21 protein-coding genes and 1 tRNA gene are annotated in these 21,945 nt (G+C 71.4%); 9 read left to right on the top strand and 13 right to left on the bottom strand.

The annotated features are described in order from the left end of the window. Nucleotides 1–57 precede the first annotated feature (57 nt). From nuoK to FV226_RS09695, 11 genes are all read right to left on the bottom strand, one after another. Nucleotides 58–363 (bottom strand): NADH-quinone oxidoreductase subunit NuoK, encoded by a 306-nt coding sequence (gene nuoK, locus FV226_RS09745; protein ID WP_147751041.1) that lies wholly within the window; start codon nt 361–363, stop codon nt 58–60. 55 nt (nt 364–418) lie between these two features. Beyond that, nucleotides 419–1,039: an NADH-quinone oxidoreductase subunit J gene (locus FV226_RS09740; protein WP_147726107.1), complete on the bottom strand. Its 621-nt coding sequence runs from the start codon at nt 1,037–1,039 to the stop codon at nt 419–421. Nucleotides 1,040–1,183: 144 nt separating this feature from the next. Continuing rightward, complete coding sequence (gene nuoI, locus FV226_RS09735) at nt 1,184–1,672, bottom strand: NADH-quinone oxidoreductase subunit NuoI (RefSeq protein ID WP_147751042.1); 489 nt, start codon at nt 1,670–1,672, stop codon at nt 1,184–1,186. A gap of 44 nt (nt 1,673–1,716) precedes the next feature. Further along, entirely contained in the window at nt 1,717–2,739 is a 1,023-nt protein-coding gene (gene nuoH, locus FV226_RS09730; RefSeq protein WP_147762747.1) for an NADH-quinone oxidoreductase subunit NuoH, read from the bottom strand. Nucleotides 2,740–2,748: 9 nt separating this feature from the next. Continuing rightward, nucleotides 2,749–4,821 (bottom strand): NADH-quinone oxidoreductase subunit NuoG, encoded by a 2,073-nt coding sequence (gene nuoG / locus FV226_RS09725; RefSeq protein ID WP_147762746.1) that lies wholly within the window; start codon nt 4,819–4,821, stop codon nt 2,749–2,751. Between the two features lie 35 nt (nt 4,822–4,856). Beyond that, a complete protein-coding gene (nuoF, locus tag FV226_RS09720; RefSeq protein WP_147762745.1) occupies nt 4,857–6,158 on the bottom strand; it encodes an NADH-quinone oxidoreductase subunit NuoF in 1,302 nt (433 codons plus the stop codon). Between the two features lie 19 nt (nt 6,159–6,177). Beyond that, nucleotides 6,178–7,287 (bottom strand): NADH-quinone oxidoreductase subunit NuoE, encoded by a 1,110-nt coding sequence (nuoE, locus tag FV226_RS09715; protein WP_147762744.1) that lies wholly within the window; start codon nt 7,285–7,287, stop codon nt 6,178–6,180. A 21-nt stretch (nt 7,288–7,308) separates the two neighbouring features. Next, entirely contained in the window at nt 7,309–8,499 is a 1,191-nt protein-coding gene (locus FV226_RS09710; protein WP_147751046.1) for an NADH-quinone oxidoreductase subunit D, read from the bottom strand. A 15-nt stretch (nt 8,500–8,514) separates the two neighbouring features. After that, a complete protein-coding gene (locus FV226_RS09705; protein ID WP_147762743.1) occupies nt 8,515–9,162 on the bottom strand; it encodes an NADH-quinone oxidoreductase subunit C in 648 nt (215 codons plus the stop codon). Between the two features lie 9 nt (nt 9,163–9,171). Beyond that, nucleotides 9,172–9,759, bottom strand: a complete 588-nt coding sequence (locus FV226_RS09700) for an NADH-quinone oxidoreductase subunit B (protein WP_147728470.1) — start codon at nt 9,757–9,759, stop codon at nt 9,172–9,174. Between the two features lie 39 nt (nt 9,760–9,798). After that, entirely contained in the window at nt 9,799–10,164 is a 366-nt protein-coding gene (locus FV226_RS09695) for an NADH-quinone oxidoreductase subunit A (RefSeq protein ID WP_147728471.1), read from the bottom strand. A gap of 359 nt (nt 10,165–10,523) precedes the next feature. Here FV226_RS09695 and FV226_RS09690 point away from each other — a divergent pair. Then, nucleotides 10,524–10,600, top strand: a tRNA-Asp gene (locus FV226_RS09690). Between the two features lie 73 nt (nt 10,601–10,673). Here FV226_RS09690 and FV226_RS09685 read toward each other — a convergent pair. Next, nucleotides 10,674–12,041, bottom strand: a complete 1,368-nt coding sequence (locus FV226_RS09685) for an ATP-binding protein (RefSeq protein ID WP_147762742.1) — start codon at nt 12,039–12,041, stop codon at nt 10,674–10,676. Then, complete coding sequence (locus FV226_RS09680; RefSeq protein WP_147754654.1) at nt 12,041–12,706, bottom strand: response regulator transcription factor; 666 nt, start codon at nt 12,704–12,706, stop codon at nt 12,041–12,043. Before FV226_RS09680 ends, FV226_RS09685 begins: the two co-directional genes overlap by 1 nt. Nucleotides 12,707–12,852: 146 nt before the next feature. Between FV226_RS09680 and FV226_RS09675 the strand changes: the two genes are divergently transcribed. The 8 genes from FV226_RS09675 to FV226_RS09645 all read left to right on the top strand — a co-directional run bounded on the left by FV226_RS09675 (nt 12,853) and on the right by FV226_RS09645 (nt 21,796). Next, a complete protein-coding gene (locus tag FV226_RS09675) occupies nt 12,853–13,524 on the top strand; it encodes a DNA-binding protein (protein ID WP_147762741.1) in 672 nt (223 codons plus the stop codon). Between the two features lie 127 nt (nt 13,525–13,651). Then, a complete protein-coding gene (locus FV226_RS09670; protein ID WP_348644093.1) occupies nt 13,652–13,951 on the top strand; it encodes a hypothetical protein in 300 nt (99 codons plus the stop codon). Between the two features lie 188 nt (nt 13,952–14,139). Next, nucleotides 14,140–15,891, top strand: coding sequence for an ABC transporter ATP-binding protein (locus tag FV226_RS09665; RefSeq protein ID WP_147762739.1), 1,752 nt, complete (start codon nt 14,140–14,142; stop codon nt 15,889–15,891). 62 nt (nt 15,892–15,953) lie between these two features. Then, nucleotides 15,954–16,832 carry an aldose 1-epimerase family protein gene (locus FV226_RS09660; protein ID WP_147762738.1) on the top strand — a complete coding sequence of 293 codons (879 nt, stop codon included), beginning with the start codon at nt 15,954–15,956 and terminating at the stop codon, nt 16,830–16,832. Between the two features lies 1 nt (nt 16,833). Further along, nucleotides 16,834–17,541, top strand: a complete 708-nt coding sequence (locus tag FV226_RS09655) for a uroporphyrinogen-III synthase (protein WP_147762737.1) — start codon at nt 16,834–16,836, stop codon at nt 17,539–17,541. Between the two features lie 157 nt (nt 17,542–17,698). After that, nucleotides 17,699–19,096, top strand: coding sequence for a hypothetical protein (locus tag FV226_RS28555; RefSeq protein WP_246691541.1), 1,398 nt, complete (start codon nt 17,699–17,701; stop codon nt 19,094–19,096). Then, entirely contained in the window at nt 19,093–20,004 is a 912-nt protein-coding gene (locus tag FV226_RS28550; RefSeq protein WP_246691540.1) for a hypothetical protein, read from the top strand. Before FV226_RS28555 ends, FV226_RS28550 begins: the two co-directional genes overlap by 4 nt. A gap of 151 nt (nt 20,005–20,155) precedes the next feature. Beyond that, on the top strand, nt 20,156–21,796 hold the full coding sequence (locus FV226_RS09645) for a heme biosynthesis HemY N-terminal domain-containing protein (RefSeq protein WP_147762736.1): 1,641 nt from the start codon (nt 20,156–20,158) through the stop codon (nt 21,794–21,796). Nucleotides 21,797–21,945 lie beyond the last annotated feature (149 nt).

Genomic DNA, 21,945 nt, shown 5'->3' with positions numbered 1-21,945 from the left:
GGTCCGGCCTCGCAGGGCGGCGGGTTTCTGGCGGAAGGGCGTCGCGGGGTGAGCCGCTCAGCCCTTCATCATGCTGATGTCCTCGACCGCGATGGAGCCGCGGTTGCGGAAGAACACCACGAGGATGGCGAGCCCGATCGCGGCCTCGGCCGCGGCGACCGTTAGCACGAACAGGGCGAAGACCTGGCCGGTGATGTCGTTCAGGTGGGTCGAGAAGGCGACGAAGTTGATGTTCACCGCGAGCAAGATCAGCTCGATCGACATCAGGATGACGATGACGTTCTTGCGGTTGATGAAGATCCCCAGCACGCCGAGCGTGAACAGGATCGCGGCGACCGTGAGGTAGTGGCTGAGGCCGATCATCGTGCTGTCTCCGCCCAGGTCTTCAGGGTCGCCCAAGCCGTCCGGGTCTCGGCCATCAGACCTCGACGCCCTGGCGGGAGGGCACCTTGCGGGTCTCGACCGCGTCGCCTTGCGTGCGCGCGTTCTGCAGCGCGATGTTCTGGCGCTTGACGCCGGGGCGATCGCGCAGGGTCAGCACGATCGCGCCGATCATCGCGACGAGCAGGATCAGGCCGGCGATCTGGAAGAAGTAGACGTATTCCGTGTAGAGCACCCGGCCGAGGATCACCGTGTTGCTGGTGTGCTCGCCCGCCGCCACGTTGCCGAGCGGCGCCTGCACCAGGCCGGGATCGATCGTCCACGAGCCGACGACGAGCAGAAGCTCGATCAGGAACACCGCGCCGATCATCGCGCCGACCGGGAGATACTGCTGGAACCCCTGCCGGAGCTGGGCGAAGTCCACGTCGAGCATCATCACGACGAACAGGAACAGCACCGCGACCGCGCCGACGTAGACGACGACCAGGATCATCGCCAGGAACTCGGCGCCCATCAGCACGAACAGGCCGGCGGCGTTCACGAAGGCGAGAATCAGGAACAGCACCGAGGCGATGGGATTGCGGGACGCGATCACCATGAAGCCCGAGGCGATGGTGAGGCCCGCGAAGAGGTAGAAGAAGGCGGCGGCTGCAGTCATGCGCTTGTCGGGATCGGCCGCCGGAGCGGCCCCTTCTGCCTCATGAGAAAACGGTCCGCAAAAACGGTCCGGACCCGGCCGGCCGTCTATAGAACCCGCTCCCGCGCCGCACAACCCGCGGCGCTGAGGGACGGGGCGGGGATGTCAGCGGTAGGGGGCGTCCATCGCGAGGTTTCGCGCGATCTCGCGCTCCCAGCGGTCGCCGTTCAGCAGCAGCTTCTCCTTGTCGTAGAGCAGCTCCTCGCGGGTCTCGACCGAGAACTCGAAGTTCGGCCCCTCGACGATGGCATCGACCGGGCAGGCCTCCTGGCACATGCCGCAATAGATGCACTTCACCATGTCGAGGTCGTAGCGGGTGGTGCGCCGAGTGCCGTCGTTGCGGCGGGGTCCCGCCTCGATGGTAATGGCCTGCGCCGGGCAGATCGCCTCGCACAGCTTGCACGCGATGCAGCGCTCCTCGCCGTTCGGATAGCGGCGCAGGGCGTGCTCGCCGCGGAAGCGCGGGCCGCGATGGCCCATCTCGAAGGGGTAGTTGATCGTCGCCTTCGGCTTGAAGAAATACTTCATCGCGAGGACGAACCCCGAGGCGAACTCCTTCAGCAGAAGGCCCTTGGCGACCTGATCGAGCTTCATGCCGCGATCTCCGATTTCTGGGTGAGGCTCAGGCGCGAATTCACTCAGGCACCTGGAGCGAGGCCGGTCAGCTTGAGCACGAAGGCGACGACCACGACCGAGACGAGCGAGAGCGGAAGGAAGACCTTCCAGCCGAGCCGCATGAGCTGGTCGTAGCGGTAGCGCGGGACCATGGCCTTCACCATGGCGATCATGAAGAACAGGAAGCTGGCCTTCAGCGCGAACCAGATCAGCCCCGGCACCCAGGTGAAGGGCGCGAACGGGATCGGCGAGAGCCAGCCGCCGAGGAACAACACCGTGCCGAGCGCGCACATGGTCATGATCGCCACGTACTCGCCGAGCATGAACAGCAGGTACGGCGTCGAGGAGTACTCGACCATGTAGCCCGCCACGAGCTCCGATTCGGCCTCCGGCAGGTCGAAGGGGGGGCGGTTCGTCTCGGCCAGCGCGGAGATGAAGAACACCACGAACATCGGGAACAGCCACAGCCAGTACCAGCCGAGGATGCCGAGCGAGGTGTCCTGCGCGATGACGATCTTCGAGAGGTTGAGCGAGCCGGCGCAGAGCAGCACGCAGATGATCACGAAGCCGAGCGAGACCTCGTAGGAGATCATCTGTGCCGCCGAGCGGAGCGCGCCGAGGAACGCGTATTTCGAGTTCGAGGCCCAGCCGCCCATCAGCACGCCGTACACGCCCAGGCTGGAAATCGCGAAGATGTAGGTCATGCCGACGTTGATGTCGGCGAGCGCCCAGCCCTCCGCGAGCGGGATCACGGCCCAGGCCGCGAGCGCGAGCGTCGCGAAGACCAGCGGCGCCAGCAGGAACAGCGCCTTGTTGGCGCCGGCGGGAATCACCGGCTCCTTCAGCACGAACTTCAGCAGGTCGGCGAAGGACTGGAACAGACCGAACGGCCCGACCACGTTCGGGCCGCGGCGCAGCTGCACCGCCGCCCAGATCTTGCGGTCGGCCAGCAGCGCGTAGGCGATGAAGACGAGCAGGCACGCCAGCAGCAGGAAGCTCTTCAGCGCCAGCAGCAGCACGAGGCCGACGGTTTCCCAGGGTGTCATGGCGGACCCTTACTCGGCGGCTTCGAGGGCGCGCCCGCGGGCGAGGCTCGAACATTCGGCGAGCACGCGCGAGGCGCGCGCGATCGGATTGGTGAGGTAGAAGTCGAGCACCGGCGAGGCGAAGGCGGCCTTGGCCATCGTGCCGCCGAGGCCGGCCAAACGATCGACCGCCGCCACCGTGTCGCCCGACTCGACGCTGCCGATGGCGGCCAGGTGCGGGTGTTCGGCGTAGAGCGCACGGCGCAGGGCCACCAGCGAATCGTAGGGCAGGCGGTGGCCGAGCACGTCGGAGAGCGCGCGCAGGATCGCCCAGTCCTCGCGGGCGTCGCCCGGCGGGAAGCCGGCGCGGTTGGCCTGCTGCACCCGGCCCTCCAGGTTGACGTAGGTCGCGCTCTTCTCGGTGTAGGCGGCGCCGGGCAGCACCACGTCGGCGCGCGAGGCGCCGCGGTCGCCGTGGGTGCCCTGGTAGATCACGAAGGCGCCGGCCCCGACCGTGCATTCGTCGGCGCCAAGGTTGAACACCACGTCCAGCGCGCCCGGCGCGATCATGCCGGAAAAGTCGAGGCCGCCCTCCCCCGGCACGAAACCGAGGTCGAGCGCGCCGACCCGGGCGGCGGCGGTGTGCAGCACGCCGAACCCGTTCCACTCCGCCGTGACGGCACCGACGTCCTTGGCGAGCGCCGCGGCTGCGGCGATCACCGCCGGGTCGGCGAGCGCCGCACCGCCGACGATCACCAGCGGGCGCTCGGCGCCCTTCAGGATCTCGAGGAAGCTGTGCTCGCCCTTGGCCAGGGCCGCCAGGGTGTCGGTGCCGGCGCCGAGATAGGTGTGGGGATAGGTGAGGTCGGTGTCCTCGCCGATCAGGCCGACCGCGAGCCGCCCCATCCGCCAGCGCTTGCGGATGCGGACGTTGAGGAGCGACGCCTCGGTCCGCGGGTTGGCGCCGACGAGCAGGATCGCGTCCGCCGCCTCGATGCCGGGGATGGTCGGGTTGAAGACGTAGGACGCCCGGCCCCAGGCCGGATCGAGCCGCTCGCCGCCCTGGCGGCAATCGAGGTTGGCCACGCCGAGCGCGGTCATCAGACCCTTGAGCGCGAAGATCTCCTCGACGCCCGCCAGATCCCCGACCAGAGCGCCGACGCGCTTGGGGTCGGCGCCCTTCACCTTGGCGGCGATCGCGGCGAAGGCCTCACCCCAGGAGGCGGGGCGCAGGCGGCCGTTCTCGCGCAGGTACGGCCGGTCGAGGCGCTGGACGCGTAGGCCGTCCACGGGATGGCGGGTCTTGTCGGAGATCCACTCCTCGTTGATGTCCTCGTTGACCCGCGGCTCGATCTGCATGACCTCGCGGCCGCGGGCGTCGACGCGGATCGCCGAGCCGACCGCATCCATCACGTCGACCGATTCGGTCTTCGACAGCTCCCAGGGGCGGATGTTGTAGCTCTGAGGCTTGGGCACGAGGGCGCCCACGGGGCAGAGGTCGGCGACGTTGCCCTGAAGCTCCGAGCCCATCGCCTGCTCGAGATAGCTCGTGATCTCCATGTCCTCGCCGCGGCCGATCGCGCCGAGGTCCGGCACGCCGGCGACCTCGGCGAGGAAGCGCACGCAGCGCGTGCAGTGGATGCAGCGGTTCATCGCCGTCCGCACCAGCGGGCCGATGTACTTTTCCTCGACCGCGCGCTTGTTCTCGCCGTAGCGGGTCGAGTCGACGCCGTAGGCCATCGCCTGGTCCTGCAGGTCGCAATGGCCGCCCTGGTCGCAGATCGGGCAATCGAGCGGGTGGTTGATGAGGAGGAACTCCATCACCCCCTCGCGCGCCTTCTTCGTCTGGCCGGAGCGCGTCAGCACCTCGGGCGGCTCGCCGTTCGGGCCGGGGCGGCAATCCTTCACCGCGTAGGCACAGGAGGCCACGGGCTTGGGCGCACCCTTCAGCTCGACCAGGCACATCCGGCAATTGCCGGCGATCGACAGCCGCTCATGGAAGCAGAAGCGCGGGATTTCCGCGCCGGCCATCTCGCAGGCCTGCAGCAGGGTGTATTCGGCGGGAACATCGACCTCGATGCCGTCGACGAGGATTTTGGTCATGCGTTCATCTCAGGACTGAGCGTCGGCAAAGGCGGTCACTCGGCGGCCATCGGCACCGCATCGGAATGCGGGTTGGCGCTGTAGCGGTCGATGCGCTTCTCGATCTCGGGGCGGAAGTGGCGGATGAGGCCTTGGATCGGCCAGGCCGCCGCGTCGCCGAGCGCGCAGATCGTGTGGCCCTCGATCTGCTTGGTGACGTCGAGCAGCATGTCGATCTCGCGCTTCTGCGCGCGCCCTTCCGCCATCCGCAGCATCACCCGCCACATCCAGCCGGTGCCCTCGCGGCAGGGCGTGCACTGGCCGCAGGACTCGTGCTTGTAGAAATACGCGATGCGGGCGATCGCCTGGACGATGTCGGTCGAGCGGTCGAGCACGATCACAGCCGCGGTGCCCAGGCCGGAGCCGAGGTTGCGCAGGGTGTCGAAGTCCATCTTGGCGTCGATGATCTGCTCGGCCGGCACCAGCGGCACCGAGGAGCCGCCGGGGATCGAGCAGAGCAGGTTGTCCCAGCCGCCGCGCATGCCGCCGCAATGCTCGTCGACGAGCTCGCGGAAGGTGATGCCTAGCTCCTCCTCGACGTTGCACGGCTTGTTGACGTGGCCGGAGACGCAGAACAGCTTGGTGCCGGTGTTGTTCTTGCCGCCGAGGCCTGCGAACCACGCGCCGCCGCGACGCAGGATCGTGCCGGCGACCGCGATCGACTCGACGTTGTTCACCGTCGTCGGGCAGCCGTAGAGGCCCATGTTGGCCGGGAACGGCGGCTTGAGCCGCGGCATCCCCTTCTTGCCCTCGAGGGATTCGAGCAGCGCCGTCTCCTCGCCGCAGATGTAGGCGCCTGCGCCGTGGTGGACGTAGATGTCGAACGGGTAGCCGTGGACGTTGTCCTGGCCGACGAGGCGGGCCGCGTAGGCTTCGTCCACCGCCCGCTGCAGCGCGTGCTTTTCGGCGACGTATTCGCCTCGGATGTAGATGTAGCAGGCATGCGCCGCCATCGCGAAGGAGGCCAGCATGCAGCCTTCGATCAGCAGGTGCGGATCGTGCCGCATGATCTCCCGGTCCTTGCAGGTGCCGGGCTCGGACTCGTCGGCGTTGACCACGAGGTAGTGCGGCCGCCCGTCCGACTTCTTGGGCATGAACGACCACTTGAGGCCGGTCGGGAAGCCGGCGCCGCCGCGGCCGCGCAGACCCGAGGCCTTCATCTCGTCGATGATCCAGTCACGGCCCATCTCGAGCAGGAATTTGGTGCCGTCCCACGCGCCGCGCTTCTGCGCGGCCTCGAGGCCGGGCGAGTGCAACCCGTAGAGGTTGGTGAAGATGCGATCCTGATCGGCCAGCATGGCTTTGGCTTTCCGTGTCTCAGGTGGCCGGATCCGACTTCGCCGGCTTCGCCGAAGGCTCTGCCGGTTTCGTCGAAGGCTCGGACGGCTTCGCGGCGGGCGCGTTCTCGCTCGCCCCGGACGCCTCCGGCTGCGGCGGCACCGCATCGCGCGGCAGGTCCGACTGCGCCCCCGCCTCTGCGCCCGCAGGCTCGCCCTCCGCCACGCGCTTGGCCGGCGAATCCAGCACGTCGGCGTCGCCCGGCCGGGCGCTGCCGTGCTTGGCGATGGAGCGACCGCGCTCGGCCGCGTCGGCGTGGTCGTCGGCCTTGATCGGCGCGTCGCCGCCTGCCGCCCGCTGCGCCGGGGCGTCGGAGACGGGCCGCTCGACGGGGCGGCCTGCATCGGGCTTGGCGATCTTGGGCTCGGTCGCGGCGCGGGCCTCGGTCGAGGCGGCCTCGTCCTTGGCCCGGGCCTCGTCGCCCTCCGCCTTGTTCTTGTCCTCGAAGCGCTGGCGCCAGGCGCCGACGCGCGAGCCGTCGAACAGCGTCGGGTCGCTCAGCGTCGCAGCCCCGCCCTGCGGCTCCGACGAGACGCGGCCGGTCTGCGAGCCGACCTTGACCGTACGGCCGGCGGCGAGGTCGTCCATCAGCGTGCCGAGACTCTCGGGCGTCAGGTCCTCGTAGTAGTCCTGGTTGATCTGCACCATCGGCGCGTTGCAGCAGGCGCCCAGGCACTCGACTTCGAGCCAGGAGAAGTTGCCGTCGGCCGAGACGTGGCCGGCCGGCCCGAGGCGGGCCTGCAGCATGCCCTTCAACTCGCGCGCGCCGCAGGAATCGCACGGCACCGTGCCGCAGAGCTGGATCCAGAACCGGCCCACGGGCTCCAGGGCGAACATCGTGTAGAAGGTCGCCACTTCGAGCACGCGGATGTGCGGCATGCCGAGCTCGTCGGCCACCGCCTCGATCGCGCGGCGCGGCAGCCAGCCGCCGTTCTGCTCCTGCGCCTTCCACAGCAGCGGGATCACGGCCGAGGCTTGGCGGCCCTCCGGGTACTTCTCGATCTGCCCCTTGGCCCAGGCGGCGTTCTCTTGCGTGAACGCGAAGCTCTCGGGCTGCTCGGAAGCGGGGGCGAGCCTGCGGTTCGACATCTCAGTTCTGGCCCTTCCAGCTCAACGGTCGACCTCGCCGAAGACGATGTCGAGCGTGCCGAGCACGCAGGACACATCGGCGAGCAGGTGGCCGCGGCACATCCAGTCCATCGCCTGAAGGTGGGCGAATCCCGGAGCGCGAATCTTGCAGCGATACGGCTTGTTGGTGCCGTCGGAGACGAGGTAGACGCCGAACTCGCCCTTGGGCGCCTCGACGGCCGCGTAGACCTCCCCCTCGGGCACGTGGAAGCCTTCGGTGTAGAGCTTGAAGTGGTGGATGAGCGCTTCCATCGAGCGCTTCATCTCCCGGCGCGGCGGCGGCGCGAACTTGCCGTCGATCGAGGCGATCGGACCCAGGCCCGCCGGCTCGCGCAGCTTGACGCAGCATTGCCGCATGATCTTCACGGATTCCCGCATCTCCTCCATGCGGATCACCTGGCGATCGTAGGTGTCGCCGTTCTTCCCCACGGGGATGTCGAACTCCATCTCCTCGTAGCACTCGTAGGGCTGCGACTTGCGCAGGTCCCACGGGATGCCCGAGCCGCGCACCATCGGGCCGGAGAAGCCCCAGGCCATCGCCTCGTCCACCGAGACGATGCCGATGTCGACGTTGCGCTGCTTGAAGATGCGGTTGGACATGACGAGGTCGTCGAGGTCCTGGACCACCTGCAGGAACGGGTCGCAGAACGCCTCGATGTCGTCGATCAGCGCGGGCGGCAGGTCCTGGTGGACGCCACCGGGGCGGAAGTAGTTGGCGTGGAGCCGGGCGCCCGAGGCCCGCTCGTAGAAGATCATCAGCTTCTCGCGCTCCTCGAAGCCCCAGAGCGGGGGCGTGAGGGCGCCGACGTCCATCGCCTGCGTCGTGACATTGAGCAGGTGCGAGAGCAGGCGGCCGATCTCGCAGAACAGGGTGCGGATGAGCTGCGCGCGCCGCGGCACCTCGATGCCAGCGAGCTTCTCGATCGCCAGGCAGAAGGCGTGCTCCTGGTTCATCGGCGAGACGTAGTCGAGCCGGTCGAAGTACGGCGTGACCTGGAGGTAGGTCTTGTACTCGATCAGCTTCTCGGTGCCGCGGTGGAGCAGGCCGATATGCGGGTCGACGCGCTCGACCACCTCGCCGTCGAGCTCCAGCACCAGGCGCAGCACGCCGTGCGCCGCCGGATGCTGCGGCCCGAAGTTGATCGCGAAGTTGCGGATATTATGCTCGGTCATGGTGAGCCCTCCGCCTCAAGCCGTCTTCTTCTCGTCGCCCGGAAGCACGTATTCGGTGCCCTCCCACGGCGAGAGGAAGTCGAAGTTCCGGAATTCCTGCGTCAGCTTCACCGGCTCGTAGACCACGCGCGCCTCGTCCTGGTCGTAGCGGACCTCGACGAAGCCGGTGAGCGGGAAGTCCTTGCGCAGGGGGTGGCCCTCGAAGCCGTAATCGGTGAGCAGCCGGCGCAGGTCCGGGTGGCCCGAGAACAGGATGCCGTAGAGGTCGTAGGTCTCGCGCTCGTACCAGTTGGCCGCCGGGAACACCTCGATCACGGAGGGGACCGGCGTGACCTCGTCGGTGCGCACCTTCAACCGGATGCGGGAATTGTTGCGCAGGCTGAGCAGGTGGTAGACCACGTCGAAGCGCTGTGCGCGGCTCGGGTAGTCGGCGCCGCAGATGTCGATGAAGTTCCGGAAGGCGCAGGCCGGGTCGTCGCGCAGGAACGTCAGCGCGAACACGATGTCCGAGGCCTGGACCACCAGCGTCAGCTCGCCGAGCGCGATGGTGCGCTCGACCACCGCCGGGCCGAGCGCCCCGGCCACGTGGTCCGACAGCGCCTGCAGGGCCGCGTCGCCGGAGACGGGCTGGGTGTGGGCGAGGATCGAGATGCCGTTGGTCATCGCCTGCCCTCAGCGCTCGATCGTGCCGGTGCGGCGGATCTTCTTCTGCAGCAGCAGCACGCCGTAGAGCAGCGCTTCGGCCGTCGGCGGGCAGCCCGGCACGTAGATGTCGACAGGCACGACCCGGTCGCAGCCGCGGACCACCGAATACGAGTAGTGGTAGTAGCCGCCGCCGTTGGCGCAGGAGCCCATCGAGATCACGTAGCGCGGCTCCGGCATCTGGTCGTAGACCTTGCGCAAAGCCGGGGCCATCTTGTTGGTCAGCGTGCCCGCGACGATCATCACGTCGGACTGGCGGGGCGAGCCGCGCGGGGCGAAGCCGAAGCGCTCGCAATCGTAGCGCGGCATCGACATCTGCATCATCTCGACCGCGCAGCAGGCGAGCCCGAACGTCATCCACATCAGCGAGCCGGTGCGGGCCCAGTTGATCAGGTCGTCGGTGGAGGTGATCAGGAAGCCGCGGTCGGCGAGTTCCGCGCTGATCGTCAGGAAGGTCGGGTCGTCGGCACCGATCGGGCGGCCGGTGTTCGGGTCGACGAGCCCCTTGGCCTGCGGCGCGATCGCCGGGGCACGGGACAGTTCGGGGGTGAAGGCCATGGATGCCTCAGGAGCGGGCGGGCGGGGCGACGACGCGGACTAGTCCCATTCGAGGGCGCCCTTGCGCCACTCGTAGACGAAGCCGACGGTGAGGACCCCGAGGAAGGCCATCATCGACCACATGCCGAACCAGCCGAGATCCCCGAACGTGATGGCCCAGGGGAACAGGAAGGCGACTTCGAGGTCGAAGATGATGAACAGGATGGCGACGAGGTAGAACCGCACGTCGAACTTCATGCGGGCGTCGTCGAAGGCGTTGAAGCCGCACTCGTAGGCCGAGAGCTTCTCCGGGTCCGGGCTCGAATAGGCCACCAGGAACGGGGCCACCAGAAGAGCCGCCGCGATGAACAGCGACACGCCGAGGAACACGATGAGCGGCAGGTAATCCGCCAGGAGACCGGTCATGCGACACCTCTCACGCGCTGGACCGCGCCGCCCTGAACTTCACCGAACGGCGATATGGAATTGCTCCAATGCCAGAGTGCGCGCGGGCCGAGGCTTAGTCGAGCCGACCCGGTGAAACAAGCCGTTTGCGCGTCGCACAATCGCGGCCTGAGACAGAGAGGTGGCGCGATGTCAGGTCTTCGCCAACACGGCAGATCGGCGCAGCCCCCCAATAGACAGATCCGGTTCGCCGACCGGAGAATCGGGGCCTGCGGACAATCGCGTCTCGCGTGGCAAGGTCACGCTTGACACTCCCTGCCCCCCCACCTAAACCCCCGCTCGTCGCCGAAGCCCACCGGGCTTTCGAGCGGATACGCCGTGCGGGCGTAGCTCAGTTGGTTAGAGTGCCGGCCTGTCACGCCGGAGGTCGCGGGTTCGAGTCCCGTCGCCCGCGCCACGTACCTTCCCGATCACATTAGTCGAACCAGCCCTCCGGCCCGACGCCGTCGAGGGCTTCTTGCGTTGGGTCCTCAGCCCGGCAGGACGAGGGTCGCGCGCAGACCGCCGAGGTCGGACCGGTCGAGGGTCAGGCCGCCGCCGTAGAGTTCGGCCAGCTCCAGGGTGATCGACAGGCCGAATCCGTTGCCCGGCACGGTCTCGTCGAGGCGCTGCCCACGCCGCAGGACCGAGGTCGCCGCCGCCGGATCGAGGCCCATCCCGTCGTCCTCGACGCCAATCGCCACCGCGTCGCCCTCCGTTGCCGCCGAGACCCGGACCTCGCCGCGGCACCATTGGCAGGCGTTGTCCATCAGGTTCCCGAGCATCTCGTCGAGGTCCTGCGCCTCGCAGCTGACAGTCAGCCCTTCGGCGATCTCCGTTCGGACGCGCACGCCCTTGGCGGCATGCAGGCGGCCGAGGGTCGCGGCGAGATCCTGGATAAGGCTCGCCAAGCCGATCCGCCCACGGGCCGTGCCTTCGAGCGCCGCCGCGCGGGCGCGGCGCAGGTGATGGCGGACCTGCCGGTCCATCGACCCGACGAGGCCGCGCAAGGTGCCGTCGGCATCGCGCGCCGGGTCGGCGAGCGCCAGGGTCAGGGTGGCGAGCGGCGTCTTGAGGCCGTGGGCGAGGTTCGCGACATGCGTGCGCGCACGCGCGAGGTTGGCGGCGTTCTGGTCGAGGAGCCCGTTGAGTTCGGCGACCAGCGGCCGGATTTCGGCCGGCTGCGCGACCGGCACCCGCTCGCGCCGCCCGGCGCGGACGTCGGCGAGGTCCGCGCGCAGGCGCTGCAGCGGCGCGAGGCCCAGGCGCACCTGCGCCAGCACCCCGCCGACGAGGCAGAGGCCGAGCACCGCGAGCGCCAGCGCCAGCGTGGTCAGGGCCTCGCGCAGCGGCCCGCGCAACGCCGCCGCGGGCGCCGAGGCGGCGATGGTCGTCGGCGCGGCCCCGTCCTCGGCGGGCAGCGTCAGGACTCGCAGGACGAGGCCGCGCCCGTGCGCGTCGGTCGCGTCGGCGGGCTGCGGCCGGTCCGAGCCCTCGTCGGGACGGGGGGCCGCCGGCACGGGCAGCGCCTCGCGTCCGAGCGAGGCGGAGCGCAGCAGCGTCCCGCCGCGCCGCACCTGCCAGGCCCAGCCCGAGCCCTCGCGGTCGAAGGGCGGCGCGTCGAAGTCGCGGGACAGGCGCGGACCGTCCGGCCCCTGCTCGAGCCCGGAACGGATCGCCACGATCTGCGCATCGAGCCGTCCGTCGATCTGCCCGCGGACGAACCGGTGGAGGATGAAGCCGATCGCGACGCCCGCGACCACGAGCGCGACGGTGATGAAAACGAGGGCTACCGCAAGGAGGCGGCGCGCGAGGGAACCGGTGAGGCCTGCGCCGTCGGCGGCGGATGCGCGGGCCATCAGGCGGCGTCCGCGTGCAGGCGCCAGCCGTGGCCGCGCACCGCCTCGATCTGCGCTGGCGCGATCTTGCGGCGCAGGCGCGTGATGATGACCTCGACCGAGTTCGAATCGACGTCGGCGTCGCCGTCGTAGACCCGCTCGATCAGCTGCGAGCGGGGCACCACCGCGTCCTTGCGCAGCATCAGGCAGGAGAGCACCCGCCATTCGAGGCCGGTGAGCTTCAGGGGCAGCCCGTCGCGCTCGAAGGCGCCGAGGCCGGGATCGAAGCTCAACGGCCCGCACACGAGCCGGCTCGCGCCGCTGGCCTGAGCGCGCCGCACCAGCGCCCGCAGGCGGATCACCAGCTCTTCGGTGCGGAACGGCTTGACCAGGTAGTCGTCGGCGCCGGCCTTGAAGCCCGCGACCTTATCGCTCCAGCCGTCACGCGCTGTGAGGATCAGGACCGGGAGCGTGCGTCCGCCTGCGCGCCAGGCCTGCAGCACCGAGACGCCGTCGCGCTTGGGCAGGCCGAGGTCGAGCACCACCGCGTCGTAATCCTCGGTCTCGCCCAGATGCTGCGCATCCTCGCCGTCGCGCGCGTGGTCGAGGGCGAAGTTTTCCGCGCGCAGCGCCTTCGCGATCTCGGCGCCGAGCGCCGCATCGTCCTCGACCAGCAGGACCTTCATGGATCTTCGAACCTCTCGGGGACGGGCGCCGGGGTTAGGCCGGCCGGTTTAACCGGAGCTGAACCGCGCGGTTCAGGGTGGATTGGCGGCCCTCTCCTAGAACGCCGTCAACCCGAAAGGGCCCACCCGAACAGGACACGATCATCATGAGCAACGAACAGGTCATCGACGGCACCGCCACCGAAATCCCCCAGGCTGCCGCTTCGAAGCCGCCAGTCCGCCGCCTGCCCCGCCGCACCCTCGTCGTCGGCGCCATCGCCGCGCCGCTGGCGCTGGGCGCCGTCGGCCTCTCCCTGGCGCAGAACGGCGCCCCTTCGACCACGCCGATCGCCCCGGTGGCGATCTCCGCCCTGGTGCCGTCGGGCGGCATCGCCGCCAAGGGCGAGGTCGCCGAGATCTTCGGCAACAAGTTCGTGCTGCAGGACGGCACCGGGCGGGCGCTGGTCGAGACCGGGCGCCAGGGCGAAGGCGGCACGCTGGTCGCCAAGGGCGAGACCGTCACCGTGCAAGGGCGCTTCGAGAACGGGTTCCTGCACGCGGCGGTGCTGACCCACGGCGACGGCAACCGGGTGCTGCTCGGCCCGGCCGGCGGCCCGCCCCCCGGCACCCTCGACTGGGCGAAGGACAAAGTCGGGCTCGGGGCCAACCCCGACGTGCCGGCGCTGACCGCCTCGGTGCAGGCGGCCGGCTACTCGGACGTGCGCGTCACCGGCCGCGGCCCGCGCCACCTCGAGGTCGCCGCCAAGGGCCAAGACGGGCGCGAGCGCGCGCTGCACGTCGGCTTCGACGGGCAGATCCGCGAGATGCGGGCGTTCTGAGCCGACGCCCCCGGGGTCGGCGCGGCACGATCCTCGCCTGGATCGGTGGGGTGCGATGCAACCGATCCCGGCCTGCCGCGTCATGGCGAGAGACAGACCACGAAGGAGCCTGCCCCGGATGGAGCCCATGAAGCCGATGGAACCGATGAAGCCGATGGAACCCATGAAGCCGATGAAGGGCATGGAGCCCTGGTGGCCGGAGGACCTCGGCAAGCCCTCGACCAGCGGGTCGCAGAACGGAATGAAGTACGCCTTCTTCCCCGAGAAGCACCGCCTGCTGATCGAGCAGGACGGCAAGACCACCACCTACGACAGCGGCGACCACAAGATCGGCGGCGTCTCGCAGCAGGACGGCGGCAGCAAGTCTCTCAGCTTCACCAGCCAGAACGGCGACGTGGACCTCGGCTCGCTGAAGAAGGTCGCCTGAAGGCCTGACGGGGCGGGCAGGGCTTCGCGGCCGCGCCCGCCCGCGTGGACAGCATGGCGCCGGGCCTCTATGCGCTCGGCCCACATGAGAGAGCGCTTCACAGAGAGATCCGCGCCGGGCGCCCTTCCCTCCCTACCCCGCAGGGGGGGAAAAGAGAGTCGCGTTCTGCCGATCCCGAGGACGCACCCTTGCGCGCGCTGATCGACCTCGTCCGCGCCATGCGGGCGCGCGACCGGCGGCGGCTGGCGCTGATCGCGCTCGGCCTCACCGGCGCGGGCCTGCTCGAAGTGGTCGGCGTCGCCTCGGTGATCCCGTTCCTGACGCTGGTCGGCGATCCCGCGGCCGCCACCCGCCTGCCCTACCTCGCCCACATCCGCGATACGCTGGGGCTGGCCGACGACCGCAGCTTCCTCATCGCCGCGGGCCTGGCGGCGCTGCTCGCGATCCTCGTCACCGCCGTGGTCAACGCCGCGCTGACCTACGCCCAGCTCCTGTTCACGCATCTCACCGGCTACGGCTTCGCCCGGCGTCTGCTGTTCCGCTACCTCGCGCGTGAACGCTTGTTCTTCACGCAGGGGAACAGCGCGGAGCTCGCCAAGAACGTGCTCTCGGAGACCGACCGGCTGGTCATCGGCGTGCTGACGCCGGCGACCGTCATCGCGTCCCGCGCGATCTCGGCGCTCGCCGTCATCGCCTTCCTGCTGGTCTACGCGCCGCGCCTCGCGCTGATCCTCGGCGGCGGCTTCGGCGGGCTCTACGTCGGCATCTACGTGGTGATGCGTGCGCGCCTCGCCTCGCTCGGCGCGCGCTCGGTCGGCGACAACGCGCAGCGCTACCGCGTGGTGCAGGAGACGCTGGGCGCGCTCACCGAACTCAAGCTCTACGGCCGGGCGGAGACCTTCGCCGGCAAGTTCGACACCCCCGCCCGCGCCTACGCGAAGGCCACCGCCGAGAGTCTGCTGACCGGGCAGATGCCGCGCTTCGTCATCGAGGCGCTGGCCTTCGGCGGCGTCATCGTGGTGGTTCTGTTCGCGCTGGCCCAGGGGCTCGACACCGCCGGCATCCTGCCGCTGCTCGGGCTGTTCGCCTTCGCCGGATACCGGATGCTGCCGGCCTTCCAGAACATCTTCAACTCGCTGGCGCTGCTGCGCTTCTACCTGCCGGCGGTGCGCGTCATCGTCGACGACCTCGCCGGCGAGACCGAGAGCCCGCCGCGGACTCTCGCCCGGCTGCCGTTCTGCGACGCGATCCGCCTGGAGGGCGTCGGCTTCGCCTACGCGCCCGGCCGGCCGGCGCTGGCCGAGGTGAGCCTGACGATCCGGGCCAACACCACCGTCGGCCTCGTCGGGCGCACCGGATCGGGCAAGTCGACCCTCGTCGGCCTCGTCCTCGGCATCCTGACACCGGATGCGGGCCGCATCACCGTCGACGGCACGCCCCTCGACGCGGACACCCTGCCCGCCTGGCAGAACCGGATCGGCTACGTGCCCCAGGACGTGTTCCTGGTGGACGGGACGGTGGCCGAGAACATCGCGCTGGGCCTCGAGCCGGTGGACCGCGCGGCGGCGGAGCGCGCGGCGCGGCTGGCCGGCGCGCACGACTTCGTCGCGGCCCTGCCCGAGGGCTACGACGCCCGGGTCGGCGAGCGCGGCGCGCGCCTCTCCGGCGGGCAGCGCCAGCGCATCGGCATCGCCCGGGCGCTCTACCACGACCCCGACGTGATCGTGTTCGACGAGGCGACCTCGGCGCTGGACGGCGAGACTGAGGGCGCGGTGATGGCCGCGCTGAACGCGCTGGCCGGCCAGCGCACGCTGATCATGATCGCCCACCGCCTCACCAGCCTGGAGGCCGCCGACACGGTCCACGTGTTGGAGGACGGCCGCCTCGTCGCCTCCGGCCCGCTTCATGCGGTGACCCAGCACCTCGGGGCGGCGGCGTGATCCGCGTGCTGGAAGGCCATTTCCGCCAGGGTGACATAGCCACGACCTCGGAGATCACGTCCATGTCCGACACGATCCACCTGAAAGCCGCCGACGGCACCGAAGCGGCCTTGGCGCTCGCCGGCGCCGAGCCGGTGTCGTGGCGGGTGGGCGGCACCGAATATCTCTGGAACGGCGATCCCGAGCACTGGAACCGGCACGCGCCCTGGCTCTTCCCGGTGGTCGGCGCCTCGGCCGGCGGGGTGGTGCGGGTCGAGGGCCGGACCTACCCGATGGCGCAGCACGGCTTCGCCCGCGACCTGCCCTTCGCGGTGGTGGAGCGGGCCGACGACGCCGTCACCCTGCGCCTGACCGAGACGTCCGAGACGCTGGCGCACTATCCCTTCCGGTTCCGCCTCGACGTCACCGCCCGGGTGCGCCCGGCCGGGCTCGACTTCGCGATCGCGGTCCACAATCCGGGCGATACGGCCCTGCCCTACGGGCTCGGCTTCCACCCGGCCTTCCCCTGGCCGTTCGCAGGCGGCACGCGGGCGGCGGGCGGCGGCTACGCGGTGGAATTCGAGCAGGCGGAGCGCGCCGGCGTCCCCGAGGTCGGCCCCGGCGGCCTGCTGCTGCGCGAGGAGCGCCCGATCCACCTCGACGGCACGACACTGCCGCTCGATCCGGCCCTGTTCACCGAGGCGCTGGTGTTCCGCGATGCGCTGAGCCGCACGATGCGCTTCACCGGGCCGGGCGGCCGGGCGATCCGGATGGCGGTGGAGGACTTTCCGCACCTGGCGGTGTGGACGAAGCCGACGGCGCCGTTCCTGTCGCTCGAAGCCTGGACCGGGCATGCCGACTGGGCCGGCTTCTCGGGCGAGCTCGCCGAGCGGGACGCGCAGCGCCTGCTGGCGCCGGGCGCCACGGCGCATCACGGCATCCGCCTCGACCTGGAGGGTTGAGGTGCGGATCTGGGTGGCGCGGCCAGAGCCCGGCGCCGCGCGCACCGGCGAACGCCTGGCCGCGCTCGGCCACCGGCCGCTGGTGGCGCCGGTGCTGGCAGTGCGCCCCACCGGCGCGGCCCTGCCGCACGGACCCTTCGACGGCCTGATCCTCACCAGCGCGAACGCCCTCGACGCGGTGCTCGCGACCACCGACGCCGGGGCGTTGCGCGGAATCCCGGTCTTCGCCGTCGGCGCGCGCACGGCGGCGCTCGCCGAGGCGCGGCTCGGACCGGTCGCGGTCGGCGCGGGCGACGCCGTCGCGCTCGCCGCCTTGGTGCGGGGCAGGCTCGCGGCCGGCGCGCGCCTGCTCCATCTGGCGGGCGCCGAGCGCAAGGCCGAGCCCGCGGCGGCGCTGACTTCTGCGGGCTACGCGATCGCGACGCACGTGGCCTATGCGGCCGAGGCCGTGCCGCACCTGCCGGACGCGGTCTTTTCCGCGCTGGCCGCGACGCCGCCCGGGCTCGATGCCGCCCTGCACTACTCCCGCCGCAGCGCACGCGTGGCGCATCGATTGTCGGGAGCGGCCGGACACGGCGGAGCTTTCGGCGCGTTGAGGCATTACTGCCTGTCGGACGACGTGGCCGCAGCCCTGGACCAAGCCGGGGTCGCGGCCCATTTCGTCGCTGGGCGACCGCGCGAGGACGACCTCCTCGCGGGCCTGTGCTGACATCCTTGCGATGCCGTCGGATCGGGTCTCGCCCGGTTCGAACCGGGGATGGTAGGAAGGCGTCGCACGAGGCGGCGCGGGGTCGCGGAAACGCTTGAGATCGGGGCGCCGGCAGAGCCGCCGCGCCGGGCACGTCGAGACGGGAGAGACAACGGCCGTGAAGCCACCATCCAACGACGCCGACCGCTCGAACGCCGGAACCCCGCCCCCGGGCGCCGCGAAGGACGGCCCGACGACTCCGAACGCCCCTCCCGCGCAGGCCGGCAAGCCCGGAGCGCCCGCGACGCCGCAGGGCCGCCCCTCCGACACCCTGCCGCCGGGCATCCACGTGAAGTCGGAGCCGGGCAAGCTCGAAGCCGGCAAGTTCGAACCGGGCAAGCCGGCGGCTTCCGTCGCCTCGCCTTCGCCCTCGTCCGCCCCCACCCCGGCGTCGAAGCCCGAGGCTGGCCGGACCGATCCGCCGACCTCCGCCAACCCCAAGATCGAACCCGGCCGCCCGGCTCAGCCGTCCTCTGCGGCGTCGGATCCGACGAAGACCGAGGCCAAGCCCGCGGTCGCGCCGGGCGCCGGCGCAGCGAGCCCTGTGGGCAAGCCTGGCACCGAGCCTGGCAAGCCCGGGCTCTCCGGCGTACCGGCCGGATCGTCCGCTGCAAAGGAGCCGGGCAAGCCCGAGACGAACAAGCCGGACGCCGGCAAGCCCGAGTTCGGTCGCCCCGGTGCGACCACCGAGCCGCCGAAATCCGCCGGCGGCCTGGCCCAAGGCGGGCCGCGCCCCACGGGCGCCCTCACCGACGGGCCGATCATCGACCTGAAGGCCAAGCGCGTCGAGGACGCCGCGAAGAAGCCGGACGCGAAGGGCGACGTGCACGGCGACGCCAAGGCGGCGGCGGCCGGCGCAGCGGGCCTCGCTGCCGGCATGGCCGCATCCAACGGCAAAACTTCCGAAAAGGCTTCCGACGACAAGGCTTCCGACAGCAAGCCAGGTGCCGCGACGGCCGGCGCCAAGCCCGCCGGCTCCGGCAGCGCCCCGCCGCGCGTCGGCCCGGCCGACGTGCCCGCCGCCCGCGGGCCGGGCTTCGGCTCGGTGGCGACCGCGGGCCTGCTCGGCGGCGTCATCGGCGCCGGCCTGCTTTTCGCGGTGGAACGCGCCGGCATCCTCGGCAACGCCGGAGACGACGCCCGGCTCACCGCGCTCGACCAGCGCATCTCCGGCCAGCTCACCGGCCTCGACCAGCGGATGGCGTCCTTGAGCCCGCGCGACGCGGTCTCCGCCCTCGACAAGCGCGTCGCCGCCAACGAGGCGACGCTGAAGCCGCGGCCAAGCAGGCCCTGGACCGCGCCGCCGGCGCGCCGGCCACGCAGGCCGCGGGCCAGGACGCGAGCCCGGCCCCGGCCGCGCTCCCCGCCGACATCGTCGCCCGCCTCGACAGCCTCGACCAGCGCGTCTCCGCCCTGCAGGAGGAGCCGGGCCGCGACCAGCCGGCGGATGCGCGCCTCGGCGCGACCCAGGCCGGCGACGGGCCGAAGCAGATCGCCGCCCTCGACGGGCGCGTGAAGGCGCTCGAGGACAAGGCGCCCGACAAGGCGGCGCGCGCGCCGGCGGCCGACCTCGCCCCGAAGCTCGCCGCGCTCCAGGGCGAGGTCGAGACGCGCACCAAGGCGAACGCCGAGGCCGACCAGGCGCTCGGGCAGCGCCTCGACGCCCTGCAGAAGACCCTCGACGACCGGGTGAAGGCCGCCACCGAGGCGGTCCAGACCGCGACCCAGGCCAGCCGCGAGGCGGCCGAGGCCGGCAGGAGCACGGCCGAGGCGGCGACCAAGGCCCTCGACCGGCGCCTGCAGGAGCAGGCGGAGAAGGTCGCGGCCCTCGACAAGGCGGTGGCCCTGCGGGCCGAGGCCAGCACCGTACAGGCCGCGCTGAAGGTCGTCACAGCGGACCGGATCGCCGCCGCGCTCGACGCCGGCGTGCCCTATGCCGAGCCGCTGGCGACCCTGCGCAAGCTCGAGACCGGCGACACGAGCCGGATCGACGCCCTGGCGCCCTTCGCCGACAAGGGCGCGCCCACGGCCGACCAGCTCGCCGCCGAGTTCCGGCCGATCACCGACAAGGCGGCGGCGGCGCGCAAGGCGGCGGCCTCCAAGGACGTGGCCGCCAACGGCGACCTGAAGAGCCGCTTCCTCAGCATCGCGGATTCGATCGTGCAGGTCCGCAAGGTCGACGCGCCGCAAACGGCCGAGGCCGCCGACACCGATCCGGTGGCGAAGGTCCAGGCGGCGCTCGACAGCGGCGCGCTGCTCGAGGCGTCGCAGGCCTACGCGGCGATGCCGCAGGACCTGAAGGCGCAGGCCGGCGGCTTCGGCGCGACGCTGACGGCGCGGGCCGCCGCGGCGCAGGCGGCGCAGGCGCTGCTCTCCGACGCCTTCAAGGGCCTGCCGACGACCGCGCCGGCCGCCAAACCTTGATGCATTCCTTGCCGTGATCGCATCGAAGCCGTGATCAGTCTCAAGTCGTGATCGCGGCGACACACCATCCCGCGGGGGCGCCCGACGCCCCCGCCCACGACCTCGTCGCGACGCGACGCCGTTCTCGCGGCTGACAGGAGTACCCGACCTCATGTGGCGCGCCCTCGCCTTCCTGGCCCTGCTTGCCGTCGCCGCCTTCGGGGCGGTGTGGATCGCCGACCGACCCGGCTCGGTCACCATCGTGTGGAACGGGTACGAGGTGGCCACCAGCCTCGCCATCGCGCTCGTCGGCGTCGGCGTCGCGGCGATCGTGCTCGGCCTGGTCTGGGCCGTGGTGCGCGGCCTCATCACCCTGCCGGACACCCTGGTGAACGGCTCGCGCGAGCGGCGCCGGGCGAAGGGCTTCACCGCCTTGTCGCGCGGCATGGTCGCCGTCGGGTCGGGCGACCCGCTCGCCGCCCGCCGCCATGCGGGCGACGCCGAGCGCCTTCTCGGCGCCGAGCCGCTGACCCTGCTGCTCAAGGCCCAGGCGGCGCAGATCTCCGGCGACCGGCAGGCGGCCGAGAGCGCCTTCCAGCGCATGGTCGACGACCCCGAGACCCGGGTGCTCGGCCTGCGCGGCCTGTTCGTCGAGGCCCGCCGCCGCGAGGACGACGTCTCCGCTCGCGCCTACGCCGCGGAAGCCGCACGCCTCGCCCCCAGCGTCACCTGGGCGAACGACGCCGTGCTCGAGGCGCAATGCGCCGACGGCGATTGGGGCGGCGCGCTTGAGATCGTCGAGCGCCGCGGCTCCCTCGGGCTGATCGAGAAGGCGGAGGCGCGCCGCCAGCGCGCGGTCCTGCTCACCGCGATGGCGCAGGTGCGCGAGGCCGGCGAGCCCGAAGCCGCCACCGAGCGCGCGCTCCAGGCGGTCAAGCTCGCGCCCGACCTCGTTCCCGCCGCCTGCATCGCCGGGCGCCTGCTCGCGCGCCGCGGCGACCTGAAGAAGGCCGCCAAGATCGTCGAGGCGGCCTGGAAGGCCAACCCGCACCCGGACCTCGCCAAGGTCTACCTCAACCTGCGCACGGGCGATTCCGTGCGGGACCGCCTAACGCGGGCCGAGACCCTGGCCAAGCTCTCGTCCTGGACCCCCGAGGCGCGCCTCGCCCTCGCCCAGGCCGCCTTCGACGCCCGCGACTTCGCCAAGGCGCGCGAGGCGATCCAGCCGCTCCTCGACGACGGCCCGACCGTGCGGACCTGCCTGATGATGGCGCGGATCGAGGAAGCCGAGCACGGCGCCGGCTCGGGCCGCGCCCGCGAGTGGTTGGCGCGTGCCGCGCATGCCCCGCGCGACCCCGTCTGGATCGCCGACGGCGTCGCCTCGCCGACCTGGGAGCCGATCTCCCCGGTCTCCGGCCGCATCGACGCCTTCGTCTGGCAGGCGCCGCCGAACCTGCTCACAGGCCAGGAGCCGTTCGAGAGCGCCGCACCCGAGGCCGAGTCCGCCGCCCTCGCGGCACCTCGCCCGGCCGCGCCGCCCACCGCGAACCCGGCGCCCGCCTTCCCCGCGAGCGTCTCGACGACCGAGCCGAAGCCGGCGACCGCGATACCGCCGAACGGCGCGACGTCGGCCACCACCCTGCCGGCCGGCGCCCCCTCGGCACGGACCGGACCTGCGACCGGCTCTTCCGCGAACCTCGCCGAGCCCGGACCGATGCCGGCGGGCACCGCAAGCCCCGTCGTCCTGCCGCAGCCCCTTCCTCCGGGCAGCCCGAACGAGGATGCAGAAGCCAAGGCCCGCCGGTTCGGCTGACCGGACTGGGCGCAGGTCCGAACCCTGCCCCGCATCGGGCTTTCATCGGACAGCTATCTCGATCAAGCGTCCTGCAGCACCAGATTGTCCGACAGGACGGGACCGAGCCGTGACTTGGCGCGTTTGACCCGGGTCAGGTCCGTGTCATG

This window comes from Methylobacterium sp. WL12 (assembly GCF_008039475.1).
Taxonomy (GTDB): Bacteria; Pseudomonadota; Alphaproteobacteria; order Rhizobiales; family Beijerinckiaceae; genus Methylobacterium; species Methylobacterium cerastii.
Note: the sequence above shows the minus strand (reverse complement) of the source record. Positions and strands in the feature narration are given on the sequence as shown.

What these genes read in the sequence shown, in the direction of transcription:
- FV226_RS09680 (WP_147754654.1), bottom strand. Translation starts at nt 12,706, where the DNA reads ATGAAGGTCCTGCTGGTCGAGGACGATGCGGCGCTCGGCGCCGAGATC.
- FV226_RS09695 (WP_147728471.1), bottom strand. Translation starts at nt 10,164, where the DNA reads ATGACCGGTCTCCTGGCGGATTACCTGCCGCTCATCGTGTTCCTCGGC.
- nuoI (WP_147751042.1), bottom strand. Translation starts at nt 1,672, where the DNA reads ATGAAGCTCGATCAGGTCGCCAAGGGCCTTCTGCTGAAGGAGTTCGCC.
- FV226_RS09700 (WP_147728470.1), bottom strand. Translation starts at nt 9,759, where the DNA reads ATGGCCTTCACCCCCGAACTGTCCCGTGCCCCGGCGATCGCGCCGCAG.
- FV226_RS09670 (WP_348644093.1), top strand. Translation starts at nt 13,652, where the DNA reads ATGAAGCCGATGGAACCGATGAAGCCGATGGAACCCATGAAGCCGATG.
- nuoH (WP_147762747.1), bottom strand. Translation starts at nt 2,739, where the DNA reads ATGACACCCTGGGAAACCGTCGGCCTCGTGCTGCTGCTGGCGCTGAAG.
- nuoG (WP_147762746.1), bottom strand. Translation starts at nt 4,821, where the DNA reads ATGACCAAAATCCTCGTCGACGGCATCGAGGTCGATGTTCCCGCCGAA.
- FV226_RS09675 (WP_147762741.1), top strand. Translation starts at nt 12,853, where the DNA reads ATGAGCAACGAACAGGTCATCGACGGCACCGCCACCGAAATCCCCCAG.
- nuoF (WP_147762745.1), bottom strand. Translation starts at nt 6,158, where the DNA reads ATGCTGGCCGATCAGGATCGCATCTTCACCAACCTCTACGGGTTGCAC.
- FV226_RS09660 (WP_147762738.1), top strand. Translation starts at nt 15,954, where the DNA reads ATGTCCGACACGATCCACCTGAAAGCCGCCGACGGCACCGAAGCGGCC.
- FV226_RS09685 (WP_147762742.1), bottom strand. Translation starts at nt 12,041, where the DNA reads ATGGCCCGCGCATCCGCCGCCGACGGCGCAGGCCTCACCGGTTCCCTC.
- nuoK (WP_147751041.1), bottom strand. Translation starts at nt 363, where the DNA reads ATGATCGGCCTCAGCCACTACCTCACGGTCGCCGCGATCCTGTTCACG.
- FV226_RS09705 (WP_147762743.1), bottom strand. Translation starts at nt 9,162, where the DNA reads ATGACCAACGGCATCTCGATCCTCGCCCACACCCAGCCCGTCTCCGGC.
- nuoE (WP_147762744.1), bottom strand. Translation starts at nt 7,287, where the DNA reads ATGTCGAACCGCAGGCTCGCCCCCGCTTCCGAGCAGCCCGAGAGCTTC.
- FV226_RS09740 (WP_147726107.1), bottom strand. Translation starts at nt 1,039, where the DNA reads ATGACTGCAGCCGCCGCCTTCTTCTACCTCTTCGCGGGCCTCACCATC.
- FV226_RS09645 (WP_147762736.1), top strand. Translation starts at nt 20,156, where the DNA reads ATGTGGCGCGCCCTCGCCTTCCTGGCCCTGCTTGCCGTCGCCGCCTTC.
- FV226_RS09710 (WP_147751046.1), bottom strand. Translation starts at nt 8,499, where the DNA reads ATGACCGAGCATAATATCCGCAACTTCGCGATCAACTTCGGGCCGCAG.